At 43.9% G+C, this 14,918-nt stretch carries 10 protein-coding genes, 10 tRNA genes, 1 rRNA gene and 1 pseudogene; 2 read left to right on the top strand and 20 right to left on the bottom strand.

Going from position 1 to position 14,918, the window contains the following annotated elements; translation table 11 throughout:
- Positions 1-22: 22 nt before the first annotated feature.
- Together rpoB and pbp1b are read right to left on the bottom strand one after the other, a co-directional pair.
- Positions 23-3,595 carry a DNA-directed RNA polymerase subunit beta gene (gene rpoB, locus C1E58_RS00120; protein ID WP_105208955.1) on the bottom strand — a complete coding sequence of 1,191 codons (3,573 nt, stop codon included), beginning with the start codon at positions 3,593-3,595 and terminating at the stop codon, positions 23-25.
- Positions 3,596-4,287: 692 nt separating this feature from the next.
- Entirely contained in the window at positions 4,288-6,648 is a 2,361-nt protein-coding gene (pbp1b, locus tag C1E58_RS00115) for a penicillin-binding protein PBP1B (RefSeq protein ID WP_105208954.1), read from the bottom strand.
- Positions 6,649-6,804: 156 nt separating this feature from the next.
- On the opposite strand from pbp1b, the gene tyrS reads away from it, so the two are divergent.
- Positions 6,805-8,061, top strand: a complete 1,257-nt coding sequence (gene tyrS, locus C1E58_RS00110) for a tyrosine--tRNA ligase (RefSeq protein ID WP_105114495.1) — start codon at positions 6,805-6,807, stop codon at positions 8,059-8,061.
- A 56-nt stretch (positions 8,062-8,117) separates the two neighbouring features.
- On the top strand, positions 8,118-8,495 hold the full coding sequence (locus C1E58_RS00105) for an HIT family protein (protein WP_105208953.1): 378 nt from the start codon (positions 8,118-8,120) through the stop codon (positions 8,493-8,495).
- Positions 8,496-8,522: 27 nt separating this feature from the next.
- Here C1E58_RS00105 and C1E58_RS00100 read toward each other — a convergent pair whose 3' ends face one another.
- From C1E58_RS00100 to rrf, 18 genes and pseudogenes are all read right to left on the bottom strand, one after another.
- Positions 8,523-8,732, bottom strand: coding sequence for a heavy-metal-associated domain-containing protein (locus C1E58_RS00100; protein WP_105208952.1), 210 nt, complete (start codon positions 8,730-8,732; stop codon positions 8,523-8,525).
- Between the two features lie 233 nt (positions 8,733-8,965).
- Entirely contained in the window at positions 8,966-9,436 is a 471-nt protein-coding gene (locus tag C1E58_RS00090) for a CopY/TcrY family copper transport repressor (RefSeq protein ID WP_161951237.1), read from the bottom strand.
- 97 nt (positions 9,437-9,533) lie between these two features.
- Positions 9,534-11,048 carry a zinc ABC transporter substrate-binding protein AdcA gene (locus C1E58_RS00085; protein ID WP_105208950.1) on the bottom strand — a complete coding sequence of 505 codons (1,515 nt, stop codon included), beginning with the start codon at positions 11,046-11,048 and terminating at the stop codon, positions 9,534-9,536.
- An 8-nt stretch (positions 11,049-11,056) separates the two neighbouring features.
- Entirely contained in the window at positions 11,057-11,869 is an 813-nt protein-coding gene (locus C1E58_RS00080; RefSeq protein WP_105208949.1) for a metal ABC transporter permease, read from the bottom strand.
- Positions 11,862-12,566 carry a metal ABC transporter ATP-binding protein gene (locus C1E58_RS00075; protein WP_105208948.1) on the bottom strand — a complete coding sequence of 235 codons (705 nt, stop codon included), beginning with the start codon at positions 12,564-12,566 and terminating at the stop codon, positions 11,862-11,864. The genes C1E58_RS00080 and C1E58_RS00075 overlap by 8 nt, the downstream gene beginning before the upstream one ends.
- Positions 12,567-13,010, bottom strand: a complete 444-nt coding sequence (locus C1E58_RS00070; RefSeq protein ID WP_105208947.1) for a zinc-dependent MarR family transcriptional regulator — start codon at positions 13,008-13,010, stop codon at positions 12,567-12,569.
- Positions 13,011-13,340: 330 nt separating this feature from the next.
- Positions 13,341-13,700, bottom strand: a pseudogene (tnpA, locus tag C1E58_RS00065) (IS200/IS605 family transposase); the annotation flags it as partial.
- A 241-nt stretch (positions 13,701-13,941) separates the two neighbouring features.
- A tRNA-Leu gene (locus C1E58_RS00055) sits at positions 13,942-14,025 on the bottom strand.
- An 11-nt stretch (positions 14,026-14,036) separates the two neighbouring features.
- A tRNA-Gln gene (locus C1E58_RS00050) sits at positions 14,037-14,108 on the bottom strand.
- An 11-nt stretch (positions 14,109-14,119) separates the two neighbouring features.
- A tRNA-His gene (locus C1E58_RS00045) sits at positions 14,120-14,192 on the bottom strand.
- Positions 14,193-14,200: 8 nt separating this feature from the next.
- Positions 14,201-14,271 (bottom strand) — tRNA-Trp (locus C1E58_RS00040).
- 7 nt (positions 14,272-14,278) lie between these two features.
- Positions 14,279-14,359: transfer RNA gene (locus C1E58_RS00035), tRNA-Tyr, on the bottom strand.
- A 15-nt stretch (positions 14,360-14,374) separates the two neighbouring features.
- Positions 14,375-14,447, bottom strand: a tRNA-Phe gene (locus C1E58_RS00030).
- A 9-nt stretch (positions 14,448-14,456) separates the two neighbouring features.
- A tRNA-Met gene (locus tag C1E58_RS00025) sits at positions 14,457-14,530 on the bottom strand.
- A 9-nt stretch (positions 14,531-14,539) separates the two neighbouring features.
- Positions 14,540-14,629, bottom strand: a tRNA-Ser gene (locus C1E58_RS00020).
- A gap of 7 nt (positions 14,630-14,636) precedes the next feature.
- A tRNA-Glu gene (locus C1E58_RS00015) sits at positions 14,637-14,708 on the bottom strand.
- A 23-nt stretch (positions 14,709-14,731) separates the two neighbouring features.
- Positions 14,732-14,804, bottom strand: a tRNA-Asn gene (locus tag C1E58_RS00010).
- Between the two features lie 5 nt (positions 14,805-14,809).
- A 5S ribosomal RNA gene (gene rrf, locus C1E58_RS00005) occupies positions 14,810-14,918 on the bottom strand; the annotation flags it as partial.

The following is a 14,918-nucleotide window of genomic DNA, read 5'->3' as shown; positions in this document are numbered from 1 at the left end:
CAACTTCTTCCATCCATTCTAATTATTCTTTGCCTTCTGCTTCTTCCGCTGCAAAGGCTGCGGCTGCGTCAGCTGCGGCTTTTGCACGTGCTTTTTCAAGATCATCTACGTGGATGATGTCATCATCTTCACCTTCATCAAGGTCACGCAATTCTACTTCATTGTTGTCTTCATCAAGGACACGCATATCCAAACCAAGTGATTGCAATTCTTTGACAAGAACGCGGAATGATTCTGGAACACCTGGTTTTGGAATTGGTTTACCTTTGGTGATGGCTTCATAGGCTTTCAGACGGCCTGTCACATCATCTGACTTGTAAGTCAAGATTTCTTGAAGGACGTTTGAAGCACCGTAGGCTTCAAGGGCCCAAACCTCCATCTCACCGAAACGCTGACCACCAAACTGAGCCTTACCTCCGAGTGGCTGTTGGGTAACGAGTGAGTATGGTCCGACTGAGCGGGCGTGAAGTTTATCATCAACCATGTGGTGAAGCTTGATCATGTACATGACACCGACAGATACACGGTTGTCAAATGGCTCACCTGTACGTCCATCATAAAGAATGGTCTTGGCATCTGAGTCCATACCTGCTTCTTTAACAGTTGACCAGAGGTCTTCTGAACTTGCACCATCGAAAACTGGTGTTGCGATATGGATACCCAAGTTGCGAGCCGCCATACCCAAGTGAAGTTCCATAACCTGACCGATGTTCATACGTGATGGCACCCCGAGTGGGTTCAACATGATGTCAACTGGTGTTCCGTCTGGAAGATATGGCATATCCTCAACAGGTACAATACGTGAAACGACACCCTTGTTACCGTGACGACCGGCCATCTTATCTCCGACCTTGATCTTACGTTTTTGAGCGATGTAAACACGAACCAACATGTTAACACCTGATTGCAATTCATCACCGTTGGCACGGGTAAAGATTTTCACATCACGAACGACACCATCGGCACCGTGAGGTACACGAAGAGAGGTATCACGTACTTCGCGTGACTTGTCACCAAAGATTGCGTGCAAGAGGCGCTCTTCAGCAGAAAGATCTTTTTCACCTTTTGGTGTAACTTTACCAACAAGGATATCGCCTTCTTTAACTTCGGCACCAATACGGATAATACCCATTTCGTCCAAGTTGCGAAGAGCATCTTCACCAACGTTTGGAATTTCACGAGTAATTTCTTCAGGGCCTAACTTGGTATCGCGGGTTTCTGATTCGTATTCTTCCAAGTGAACAGATGTATAGACATCGTCTTTCACAAGGCGTTCAGACATGATAACCGCATCCTCGAAGTTATATCCTTCCCAGGTCATGTAGGCAACGATAGGGTTTTGACCAAGAGCCATTTCCCCACGTTCCATAGAAGGACCATCCGCGATGAAATCACCTTTTTCAACAACATCGCCCAATTTTACAAGGGTACGTTGGTTGTAGGCTGTACCTGAGTTTGAACGACGGAATTTCTGAATGCTGTAAACATCCAAAGAGCCATCTTCACGACGAACTTCAACCTTGTCTGCATCCGCGTAAACAACCTTACCACCGTGTTGAGCAATAACCGCAGCACCTGAGTCATGGGCAGCCTGGTATTCCATACCAGTACCAACGTAAGGTGCTTTTGGATCAATCAACGGAACAGCCTGACGTTGCATGTTGGCACCCATGAGGGCACGGTTGGAGTCATCGTTTTCCAAGAAAGGAATACATGCTGTCGCAACGGCAACTACCTGTTTAGGTGAAACATCCATGAAATCTGCTGAATCTGCTGGGAACTCTTGGTTATTACCTTGGTGACGTCCCATAACGATCTTATCAACAAAACGGTTGTTTTCATCAAGTGGTGAAGTCGATTGAGCCACGATATAAGCATCTTCTTCATCGGCAGTCAACCAAACGATCTCATTTGTAACTGTACCAGTTGCACGGTCAATCTTGCGGTATGGTGTTTGAATGAAACCATACTTGTTGAGATGACCATAAGATGACAAGTTGTTAATCAAACCGATGTTTGGTCCCTCAGGCGTTTCAATCGGACACATACGACCATAGTGAGTGTAGTGAACATCTCGAACTTCATAGCCCGCACGGTCACGGGTCAAACCACCAGGTCCCAAGGCTGACAAACGGCGTTTGTGCGACAACTCAGAAAGCGGGTTGTGTTGGTCCATGAACTGTGACAACTGGGATGAACCAAAGAATTCTTTGATTGCCGCAGTTACTGGACGAATGTTGATGATTTGTTGTGGCGTCAATACTTCATTGTCTTGAACAGACATACGCTCACGCAAGTTACGTTCCATACGAGTCAAACCGATACGTACTTGGTTAGCAAGCAATTCACCAACGGCACGAATACGACGGTTACCCAAATGGTCGATATCGTCTACGCGACCAAGTCCTTCCGCCAAGTTGAGGAAGTAGCTCATTTCAGCCAAGATATCTGCTGGTGTAACAATACGCACATTTTCAGCCGGATTAGCATTACCAATAACTGTTACAACACGGTCTGGATCTTTTGGTGCAACAATCTTAAACTTCTGCAAGAGAACTGGCTCAAGAAGAACAGCATTATCATTTGGAATGTATTCTACCAAGTTGAGCTCATCGAATTGTGCTTCTACTTTTTCAAGCACATCACGGCTCAATACAGTACCAGCTTCCAAGACAATTTCGCCTGTTTCACCGTTAATGACATGCTCAGCAAGTGTTTGGTTGAGCAAACGAGTACGGAGGTTGAGTTTTTTATTAATCTTGTAACGACCAACAGGTGCCAAATCGTAACGACGTGGGTCAAAGAAACGAGCTGTCAAAAGGCTACGAGAACTTTCAGCTGTCTTTGGTTCACCTGGACGAAGACGCTCATAGATTTCCTTAAGGGCTTCATCTGTACGAGAATCCGCTGGATTTTTATGAATATCTTTCTCAATAGTGTTGCGAACCAATTCGCTATCACCAAAGATATCAAAGATTTCATCATCGCCTGAGAAACCAAGCGCACGTACAAGCGTTGTAAATGGAATTTTACGCGTACGGTCGATACGAGTATAGGCAATATCTTTTGAGTCCGTTTCCAATTCCAACCAAGCACCACGGTTAGGGATTACCGTTGAACCATAACCAACCTTACCGTTCTTATCAACTTTATCGTTGAAATAAACACCTGGTGAACGAACCAACTGAGAAACGATGATACGCTCTGCACCGTTGATGATGAAAGTACCCATTTCAGTCATGATTGGAAACTCACCAAAGAAGACTTCCTGAGTCTTGATTTCGCCTGTTTCCTTATTGACAAGACGGAAAGTCACATAAATTGGAGCAGAATAGTTGGCATCGTGTGCACGCGCCTCTTCCAAGGTATACTTAGGTTGCTTTAGCTCATAACCAACAAATTCCAATTCCATGGTATCTGTAAAGTTTGAAACTGGAAGTACATCTTCAAAGACTTCTTTCAAACCATAGTCAAGAAAATCTTTAAATGAATCCGTTTGGATTTCAATCAAATTTGGTAAATCAAGAACTTCCTTGATTCTTGAAAAACTACGACGGGTACGGTGCTTACCGTACTGAACTTCATGTCCTGCCAAAAGTTTTCTCCTTTGTAATAAGATACGAGGACGTAAAATTCGAGAGAAAAATAGGAAATCGACGACGTGTCAACAGACACTAGGAGATTTATCTTTTTTCCGACGAATTTAGTCCGAGTTCAATTAAAAGATACGAGACCGTGAAAACCAAAGTGAAAATAAGCGGTAAGTCCAAAATCTTTGATTTTGTTGACGCACCCTCGTCAGAACGACTAGGACTTTCTAGACAGAATGTCGAAGAAAGGCCAGACGTTTACGACGCTACGAGTGATAAACGAAATCCAATACTCTGTACTCTTTTTCACACAGGTTTTAGGTCGAGTTCAATTAAAAGATACGAGGACGTAAAATTCGAGAGAAAAAGAGGAAATCGACGACGTGTCAACAGACACTAGGAGATTTATCTTTTTTCCGACGAATTTAGTCCGAGTTCAATTAAAACAGTCATCAAATGACCAACACTTGCCCTTTTGTCTGAATATTTAGAATCTTTAAGAATGGGTAACAATTCTCAAAAAATAACCTCATAGACACAAAAAGAGCAGCTAAATCTTCCTTTAAAAAGTTTGATTTAACTGCTGCAAGTCTTGTTTGGACAAGATTTCAAACAAGACACACGACAAATTATTTATAAAATTCTATCATATTTTATTGGAAAAAGCAAGCTTTTCAGCAACATTTTGTTATCACTTTTAGCGGTTATTGTTGGAGGTTGAGGTCGATGAACTTGGAGTTGTTCTGCCGTTTGTACTATTAGATGTTGTTTGTGAGCCAAAAATACTATTCCATGCTTGAGCTCGATCACTGTCTGTCCCTCCAACCATAAAGTTGTAGCTCGTAACAGGAGCGCCATTCTTAGCCCAGTAACTTGTCGTCGTCGCGCCGCCAACCATTACCTGACGACCATTTACTTGCGTTGCTCCTGCACGCTGACCTGTAGAAGCTACAACATTAGAGGCGATAACACTACTATCCAATTCAAATCGGCCTGCAAACATATCTGCATTTACATTGTAAAGCGCATCAACCATGTGGGCTACATATTGTGAATTGTTATGATAACCTGTCCAAACATACATTTCTGAGTTATCATCATTTCCAGCCCAAGTCCCCAGAGTTACTTTTGGAGTTGATAACATGAGCCAGACGTCATTTACCTCGTTACTTGTTCCCGTTTTACCGACAAAGTCCGAAGCTGCTGCCTGAGGATTTAAGCCACTCAACCGATTCTTGAAGGTCGTTGTATAGCCCGAATTCACTACTTGGCGCAAGAGTTGGTTCATGATGCTTGCGGTGGCCTTGGAATAGACTTGAACAGGAGCTGCCTCATGCTGGTAAACAACCGTTCCATCCGCAGCCGTAATATTCTCAACAATATAGTGTTTGTGATAGACACCACCATTAGCTAAGGTCTGATAGGCATTGGTATTGGTCAAAACCGAAATTTCAACGCCACCACCGAGTGGCACACTTTCAATATCATACATAGGAATATGATAGTTCATCTTCTCCATGTAGGCTTTGGCATCAACTCCTGCATTTTGAATCATCTTATAAGTCCAGAATGCCGAAATGTTTACAGATCTATCAATTGCCGTCTGCAAGTTCATCATGCCCGAACCTCGACTGGTTCCATACATGATTGGTTGGCCACTTGAGAAATTGGTTGGATAATCTGACAAAATACTTGCTGAACCGATTAAACCTTGGTCAATAGCGATCCCATAAGCCAATAAAGGTTTAATGGTCGAAGCAGGCGAACGCAGGGTATCAAAGGCATGGTTGTTTTGGTTAGTCGCATAATCCCGACCACCAACAAAACCTAGAATAGCTCCTGTGGAATTGTCAATCAGCACACTACCTGTTTCAACGTACACATTTCCATTATCCAATACTGAACCGTAATTGGCAACAACTGACTGCATGGTATCATAAATACCCTTATCAACTGTACTCTTAATGGTATAGCCACCTTGACTAAGCTCCTGCTTAGCCAACTCCTCATAGGAACTCCTTGTTGCATCGTTCTTCAAGTCATTATCAGAAACCTTATCACGTTTCACCAAGTAGTCAAACATGACTTGCTGAGCCTCTTCCATGACCTCGTAATAGAGATAATCCTTAGTATCAGCCGTCACCGGTGCTGGAGCAATGAAGTCCTGCTTAATATCGTAAGCCTTGTAGGTTTCGTATTCTTCCTTGGTTAAGAAAGAGGCACGATACATATTGAATAGGACATCTTGATAGCGTTCGATACCATAAACCATGTCCTCATCCGCCTTACGAGTACCGTCAGAGGCATACGGGGAATAGACAATCGGACTTTGCGGTAGACCAGCAATAAAAGCAGCCTGAGGAACTGTCAATTCACTGGCAGGTTTACCAAAGATACCCTGAGCAGCAGCTTCTGCCCCGGCAATATTTCTACCTTGATTGTTTCGACCAAATGGAGAAACGTTCAAGTAGATGGTCAAAATCTCTTCCTTGGTCATATTGCGTTCCAAAGCCAAAGCTGAAATAATCTCATTGGCCTTTCGAGTGAAGGTCGGTGCATCCCCGACCAACTGTTGCTTAATGAGCTGCTGAGTCAAGGTCGAACCACCACTGGATGACCCAAGACCAACCGAGCCCAATGCCGCACGCAAAACAGCCTTTGGCACAACACCGTTATGACTTTCAAAGGTTTCATCTTCTGTTGCAATGACAGCTTGTTTAAGGTATTCCGATACATCACCCGCACCAACTGGAACGCGGAGCAAGTCTGAATTAACCTCGGCTACCAGGCTACCATCAGAATAGACCACTTTGGAAATACGGCTTACTTCCGAAACCTGCGTCAGCAATTCTTCCGTCTGAGGCACCTCAACCTTGTCAAACAAACTCGCAACAAAACCAACCCCTATCCCTGCGCCAAAAAGAACGAACAGAAATAGCAATACTGCCACAGAATTAAACAACAATTTCAGGGTGCGTAGGAAAACACCGAAAGTATCTCCCAGCCCTAGAGCATTTGATTTATCTTTATGTTTTTGCTTATCTGATTTAGTCGTCATAGTAACTCCTTATCTTCCCATTATACCAAATTTTGTTTATTTTCCACAATTTCGTGGTATAATAGGGAGGAATTTTTATGATAATAAGTTGTCTTGGAGAGAAAAATGAATTTCATTTTCTTTCTTGACACACCCTATCTTATTAAGGAGAAACACATGAACATTTTTGAAGAACTAAAAGCACGTGGCTTGGTCTTTCAAACGACTGATGAAGAAGCCCTAGTAAAAGCATTAACAGAAGGGCAAGTATCCTATTATTCTGGCTACGACCCAACTGCCGACAGCCTGCATTTGGGGCATTTGGTACCAATCCTCGTCTGCCGTCACTTGCAATTAGCAGGGCACAAGCCTTACGCTCTAGTTGGTGGAGCTACTGGTCTGATTGGCGACCCTTCCTTCAAGGATGCGGAGCGCAGCTTGCAGACCAAAGACACCGTGGACGGTTGGGTTGATAAAATCCAAGGACAGCTTTCTCGCTTCTTGGATTTTGAAAATGGTGACAACAAGGCTGAAATGGTCAACAACTACGACTGGTTCTCAGACATCAGCTTTATCGACTTCCTCCGCGATGTCGGCAAATACTACACGGTCAACTACATGATGAGCAAGGACTCTGTGAAAAAACGGATTGAGACAGGGATTTCCTACACCGAGTTTGCCTACCAAATCATGCAGGGCTATGACTTCTACGAACTCAATGACAAGCACAATGTAACCCTGCAAATCGGCGGCTCTGACCAGTGGGGCAACATGACAGCAGGCACTGAATTGCTTCGCCGCAAGGCTGACAAGTCTGGTCACGTCATGACTGTCCCACTTATCACTGACTCTACTGGTAAGAAGTTTGGTAAATCAGAAGGCAACGCTGTTTGGTTGGATGCCAACAAGACTTCTCCCTATGAAATGTACCAATTCTGGCTCAATGTCATGGACGACGATGCCGTTCGTTTCTTGAAAATCTTTACTTTCTTGTCATTGGATGAGATTGCTGAGATTGAAGAAAAATTTGACGCTGCCCGTCATGAACGCCTAGCTCAGAAGATTTTGGCTAAGGAAGTCGTGACATTGGTCCACGGTGAAGAAGCCTATAACCAAGCCCTTAACATCACCGAGCAATTATTCGCTGGCAATATCAAAAACCTGTCCGCAAAAGAGCTCAAGCAGGGCCTCAGCAACGTTCCAAACTACGCTGTACAGGCTGAAGACAACCTAAACATCGTTGAACTCTTGGTTACCTCTGGTATTGTCAACTCAAAACGCCAAGCTCGTGAAGACGTAGCAAATGGTGCCATCTATGTCAACGGTGAGCGTGTGCAGGACTTGAACTACACTCTTTCTGACAGCGACAAGATCGACGGCGAGTTAACCGTTATCCGCCGTGGGAAGAAAAAGTATTCGGTGCTGACTTATTAACATCTCCCAAGGAAATCCTATGTGATTTCCTTTTCTGCTAACCTAGGAGAAAAGACATGACCTGCATTTTTTGCCACCAACTCAAAGAAGAAGATATTCTCTACCAGACAGAGCATTTCATGATCGTCTGGGATATTGACCCTATTCAAACAGGACATCTTCTGATTATCAGCAAGGGACACTATGACACGCTCAGCCAAATCCCTTCAACTATTCGCTATGAATTATCCGACTTGGAAGTCTTTTTGACTGAGAAACTCTGTCAAGCATTGGCAATTGACGGCGTGACCATAGCCTGCAACGATCGCTTGTTTGATGCTGGCACCCATTTCCATGTCCACCTGATTCCACGCCTGCAATCAGACGGCTTCTGGGACCAGATTTCGCTTGCACAAGTGCAACTAGACCTAAACGCCTTTCTCAAAGCATTATAAAAAGCAGCTCGACGGCTGCTTTTACTACTACACTAATTCTACCACCTCATAGACAGTATCTTCCAAGGCTTCTTTATAACGCTCCAAGCTATGTTCCGCAGAAGTTTGTACCTCCGCCAACTGCTGATCCAGCAGGATGTTCACCTCTTCCACCCCGTCCAAGTCCAAGAGGTGATTGGTCACGTGTTTGACACAGTTCTGACACGATAAGTTTTTCAATTTCAAAGTTTGCTTCATCTTCTTTCTCCTTTTTATACTCAATGAAAATCAGGTTCAGACTAGCTCCAAAGGTTTGGGAAACCTTTGGAGGTTGGAAATTAGGCGAACCTGTTCGCTACAAAAAGGTTCGGGGAACCTTTGAAGGGTGGAAATAGAGCGAACGTCTTCGTTTCTCCCTGAGCAGATAGAACCCTACTACTTTCGCATTTTCAGGTAGCAGGCTGTAAAGCTCCACCGGAGCTTTACACTCATCAAATCAAGTCAACAAGGTCTGAGGTTGATTTTCGAAGAGGATGATGATGCCCACAGGTACATTGACCAACCAAGCAGCGACAAGCGATTTGCTTAGGTGCGGTCTTTTGTAGCTGCGAGATTTTGCTGGCTAGGTTTTCAAGACTTTTTTTGGAAAATGTCCCTGTGTCTAGCAAGTGTTCAACCAGTTGTCCCTGTTTTGTGGAACATATGGTAGCTAGTAAGAGCTCCACCTGCCCCTGCAAATGCTCCTCTTCACTGATCAGCGGATAATAGTGGTACTTGCTGTTTTCCTTATCCATTCTCAGATAATTTTTCTTCCGCAACCGCCCCAAGAGTGTCTTAATGGTCGTCGCCTGCCAATTAAATCCCTCCTGCAAGGCCTGAATAATTTCCTGAGAAGTCGCACCAGGCTGGGCCCACAAGACCCGCATGACCTGCCACTCCGCAGCAGAAATCGTCTGCTCCACACACACACCTCCAATCACATTTCTACAATCAGTTTACATTTGTAGTCAAAAAATGTCAAGAAGAAAGACCGAGCAAGATACTCGGTCGATTTTCATATTAGTGAGCCAACATTTCCTGAGCAATTTCATAACCAGTCAAACCAACTGGATAGTAAGTCGGCCAGTTTTCCAATTCTTCCAAGAGTTTTTCTTGGCTCTCTCCACCAAAGTAGATATGGAAGTGGTCCGTTTTTTCTGGTGCAATCTTGTGGTCACTAAATTGCACATACTTATACTCACCTGCATTCGCATCCGTAGCTTCAAACAAGAAGCGAACGCCACGGTTGCCTTTCTTGTAAGTAAGGATCTTATAACCAACATACTTGTAAGTGAATGTTTGCTTTTTATCACCCACCACAAACTCCATAGTATTGTCTGTAATGTTGATTTGGTCCACATCTGTCTTGTAGCCTGTGTCGTAGTAAGCTTTGTACTCTTCAGCTGTCATACCACCCTTGAGCTTGGCCTTATAGTCCCAAACCTGATCAAACGTTCCATCAAGCAAATATGGGTAAACTGACTGCCACTCACCAACATAATCTGATAGAGTGCGATCTTTAACAGCACTGTCTTCAAAGTAGCCATTGTAGACTGTTTTGGTTGTTACCTCTCCCTCTTCTGGCAAGATTTCAACACCTGCTTGGGAAGTCGTCTTCTCAAGTGCAGTCAAATTGTCCTCCATCACAGAGATATAATCTTCTCCATTTTTCATCGCCTCATCCGTCAAACTTTCAAGCGGATTTAAGACATCCAGTTGAACTCCCGTTTCCTTAGCAAGTGTTTCAGCTACTGATTTCGATGCATTTTCTTCGAAATAAATATACTTGATACCGTAATTTTTGATGTATTCCGCCAATTCTGCCAAACGAGTTGGGGTTGGGTCTTCATCGGCAGAAACTCCTGTGATCGAAACTTGTTTCAAACCGTAGTCCAAAGCCAGGTAAGCAAAGGCAGTGTGCTGGGTTACGAAGTATTTTTGTTTTGCTGCAGATAGAGTTTCAAAATACTTGGCATCCAAGGCAGTCAACTTTTCAATATAGGCTGCCGCATTTTCTTCAAAAACAGCTTTTTTCTCAGGATACTGAGCAATCAACCCATCCCGAATTGTTTCAACCAAGGTAATGGCACGTTCTGGAGATAACCAGACATGCGGATCGTAAGCGTGGCTATGCCCTTCCTCACTATGATCATGTCCCTCGTGTTCCTCTTCCCCACCTGGCAAAAGCAACATTCCTTCCGTCGCACTAATAACCGCAACCTTTTCCGTATCAATCGAATCTTCAATATCATGAACCCATGTTTCCATGTTTTCATTTTCATAGACAAAGGCATCTGCTTCTTGAATACGAGCAATATCTTTGGCAGACGGCTCATAACCATGGACTTCTGTCCCTGCTTTAACCAACAAATCAACATTGGCTTCGTCACCTGCTACTTGTTTGGTAAACTCATAAACAGGATAAAAAGTAGTAACGATATCCAATTTCCCATCTTCCTGAGGAGCTGTGCTATTGCCACAAGCTGCTAAGAGCAGGGTTGAAGCAGATAATAAAAATAAACCAAATTTTTTCATAAATACTCCTATTTCTTTAATTTCTGAAACATATTCACCAGTAAGAAAATACTAATGAAAATTAAGGTAATACTGGCACTAGCTGGCGTTTCAGCATAGTAGGATGTCAGTAAGCCTGTCACCATACCCAAAAATCCTACAGCCATACCAATAAAGATAACCGCCTTAAAACTCTTTCCTAGCCGAAGCGCAATAGAGGCCGGCAATACCATAATGGTTGACACCAGAAGAGCACCAGCAGCAGGAATCATGAGAGCAATGGCAACACCGGTCACCACATTAAAAGCAATCGACATAGCCCGAACAGGCAAGCCATCTACAAAAGCTGTATCTTCATCAAAGGTCAAGATATACATGGGCCTTAAAAATAGCAAGGTCAAGACAATAACAATCAAGGCGATGGTAAACAAGGCAAGCACCTGTTCCTGACTAATTGTCACTATGGAACCAAAGAGATACTGTTCCAGACTAAGCCCCGACTTCCCACCCGACTTATTCATGACAATCAAGGAAATAGCCAAACCAGTCGACATGAGGATAGCCGTCCCGATTTCCATAAAGTTCTTGTAAATGGTCCGCAGGTATTCCAGGAATACAGCCGCCACGATGACAATCAGTACAGTTGAAAGTGTCGGTGAAATCCCCAAAACCAGACCAAAAGCCACACCAGCCAAGGAAACGTGACTGAGGGTATCTGACATCAAACTTTGCCTACGCAAGATAAGAAAGACACCTAGAATTGGCGAGAACAAACTCATAGCAATAATAGCCAGAAAGGCACGTTGCATGAAATCATAATTGAAAATAGATAAATCAATCATTGGCAACCTCCTCATCTACCTCATGAACATTGAAGCAACGCCAAGGAGATTGCTGATCTCGCACCAGATGAATATTGCGATCCGCATACTGACTTAACTCATCCGGATCATGGGTAATCATCAAAACAGCCTTCCCATGCTTTTTAGCCGAGTGATGCATCAGTTGATAAAAGGCATCCTTGGTTCCAGCATCCATTCCCGTTGTCGGTTCATCCAAGATAAAAATATCTGGATCCGAAGCGAACATCCGAGCAATGACAGCACGTTGTTTCTGCCCACCACTCAAAGAACCAAGTTTTTTATCCCTGTATTCCCACATACCAACTGCTTCCAAACTAATTCGAATATGCTCCTCGTCATGTGCAGTCAGTCTACGAAACCAACCTTGTCGCGGATAGCGACCAGACTTGACAAATTCATAAACAGTACTAGGAAAACCAGCATTAAAACTCGCAATCTGCTGGGGCAAATAAGCCATGCGCAACTTCTTCCCTTTTATACTTTTCTCTGCAAAGGTCACTTTTCCAAATCTAGGCTTCAAAATACCCAAAGTAGCCTTTATCAAGGTTGTCTTAGCAGCCCCGTTTTCTCCTGTTAAGGTCACAAATTCTCCACTATCCAAGTGATAATGAATATGTTCCAAAACAGGTTCTTTATCATAATAGAAGGACAAATCCTCCACAGTAACATATCTCATCTATCTTCTAATCTTCTCCACTAAATCATTCATAAACCGACCAATTACTTCTTGCTCACTCTCACTATAATGCGACAACAAGTCCTCATAAGCCTCTAAAGTATGAACATGATGGTGGGCATGCTCAGCCGCTATTGGCTTAGCTTCTTCCGTCAAACTAAAGCGTACAACACGGGCATCCTTTTTATCCCTTACAGCAACCAAAAGCCCCTGCGACACCAGGGCTTTCGTTGCCTTGGTAATGGCAGCCTGGCTGACATTCAATTCCTTAGCAATCTCAGTGTTCGTATAAGCAGCCTTTTCAATCAACATCAAGATATGCTCTTGGGTATTGGTTAACTTGACTGAACTCTGACAAGTTCCGACTAAAATCTCCAACTGATTTTCAGAACTTAAAATAATTTCATGTAAACATTTTTCAATCTGTAAAGCGAGATGATCCATACTATTCCCTTAACTTTTTAATTAACCTGTTAAGTATATCATATAAAAATAGAAAATACAAGGAAAATATGAAAAGTATTTACAAAAGGCTCTATAAGACTGTAGTGGGTAAAAACACCGTGGAGATAATGGAGCCTTTTCGAGTGTAGAAAAAAAGTCCCATATGACCTATAATGAAAAGCGACGAAACTCATATGGAATCAAAACCACCAGTCGAACTGGTGGTTTGTTCTGCGGCTATAAGCCGCTTGTTCCGGCCAGGGCCAAAGGCCCACTGAAATAGCTTCCTCGCGCCCCACTTTCCCAAGCAGGTGCTAAAGCACCATCAGTTTTTTTCCTGTTGGTTTCCCCTGTAAATGGGTCAACCGTTTCAAACAAAGTGAGCTGGTCTGCTACCCCCCTGTCTTCTTGTAATTGGTTCTGTATGTATTCGGCTATCACTTTTTGATTGCGTCCTACCGTATCCACATGGTAGCCTCTGCACCAAAACTTTCTATTACCATACCTATATTTCAGATTGACATGTTTGTCGAAAATCATTAAACTACTCTTGCCTTTTAAATAGCCCATAAAACTGGAAACACTCATTTTGGGTAGAATACTAACTAACATGTGGATATGATCAGGGCAAGCATTAGCTTCATGGATAGTGACGACTTTTCGCTCACACAAATCTCGGATAATCTTTCCGAAAGAGAAATGCCTTTGGTTTCAGGAAGATAAAAACTTTAAAAAACGCATTTTGATTGCTTTGAACAGTGAAAAGGGCTGGGGATAGCCCTTTTCAGCTTATCTCCTGAAAATAGGAAAGAGATAAAGAAAGAGAGAACGAAGTTCGTCCTCTCTAGGTGTTAGCTTTTCATCTACCACTACAGTTGACAAAGAGCCAGAACTAAAAAGACAAGGCTTAGAAACCTTGTCTTTCAAACTATACCGGCGGCCGGGGTCGAACCGGCACGTCCTTGCGGACACTGGATTTTGAGTCCAGCGCGTCTGCCAATTCCGCCACGCCGGCATATAGTTTAACTGGGGTAGCTGGATTCGAACCAACGCATGAGGGAGTCAAAGTCCCTTGCCTTACCGCTTGGCGATACCCCAATATTAAAATAGGCGAGTGAGGGGAATCGAACCCCCGAATGTCAGAGCCACAATCTGATGTGTTAACCACTTCACCACACCCGCCATATAAACACGGGCAGTAGGAATTGAACCCACACTGAAGGTTTTGGAGACCTTAGTTCTACCTTTAAACTATGCCCGTAAAGGTATGGAGAGAGAGGGATTCGAACCCCCGAACCCGAAGGAGCGGATTTACAGTCCGCCGCGTTTAGCCTCTTCGCTATCTCTCCGAAATATTAAGTTAATGGCGCGAGACGGAATCGAACCGCCGACACATGGAGCTTCAATCCATTGCTCTACCAACTGAGCTACCGAGCCATAAGATTATTGCGGGAGCAGGATTTGAACCTACGACCTTCGGGTTATGAGCCCGACGAGCTACCTAGCTGCTCCATCCCGCGATATTAAAAAGGAGGATGTGGGATTCGAACCCACGCACGCTTTTACACGCCTGACGGTTTTCAAGACCGTTCCCTTCAGCCGGACTTGGGTAATCCTCCAAAAATATAGTCCGTACGGGATTCGAACCCGTGTTACCGCCGTGAAAAGGCGGTGTCTTAACCCCTTGACCAACGGACCATATAACTAAAGATTTCTCTTTACTCCGCCAACAGGGCTCGAACCTGTGACATCATGATTAACAGTCATGCGCTCTACCAACTGAGCTATGGCGGAATTGCGCTAAGCGACTACCGTATCTCACAGGGGGCAACCCCCAACTACTTCAGGCGTTCTAGGGCTTAACTGCTGTGTTCGGCATGGGTACAGGTGTATCTCCTAGGCTATCGT

It is taken from the genome of Streptococcus suis (assembly GCF_002964575.1).
Taxonomy (GTDB): domain Bacteria; phylum Bacillota; class Bacilli; order Lactobacillales; family Streptococcaceae; genus Streptococcus; species Streptococcus suis_R.
The sequence above is the reverse complement of the archived record's forward strand: the minus strand, read 5'-3'. Positions and strand labels throughout refer to the sequence as shown.

Excerpts from the sequence above, each read along its gene's own strand:
- C1E58_RS00070 (WP_105208947.1), bottom strand. The coding sequence starts at position 13,010 with ATGGATCATCTCGCTTTACAGATTGAAAAATGTTTACATGAAATTATT.
- C1E58_RS00080 (WP_105208949.1), bottom strand. The coding sequence starts at position 11,869 with ATGATTGATTTATCTATTTTCAATTATGATTTCATGCAACGTGCCTTT.
- C1E58_RS00075 (WP_105208948.1), bottom strand. The coding sequence starts at position 12,566 with ATGAGATATGTTACTGTGGAGGATTTGTCCTTCTATTATGATAAAGAA.
- C1E58_RS00100 (WP_105208952.1), bottom strand. The coding sequence starts at position 8,732 with ATGAAGCAAACTTTGAAATTGAAAAACTTATCGTGTCAGAACTGTGTC.
- tyrS (WP_105114495.1), top strand. The coding sequence starts at position 6,805 with ATGAACATTTTTGAAGAACTAAAAGCACGTGGCTTGGTCTTTCAAACG.
- C1E58_RS00085 (WP_105208950.1), bottom strand. The coding sequence starts at position 11,048 with ATGAAAAAATTTGGTTTATTTTTATTATCTGCTTCAACCCTGCTCTTA.
- pbp1b (WP_105208954.1), bottom strand. The coding sequence starts at position 6,648 with ATGACGACTAAATCAGATAAGCAAAAACATAAAGATAAATCAAATGCT.
- C1E58_RS00105 (WP_105208953.1), top strand. The coding sequence starts at position 8,118 with ATGACCTGCATTTTTTGCCACCAACTCAAAGAAGAAGATATTCTCTAC.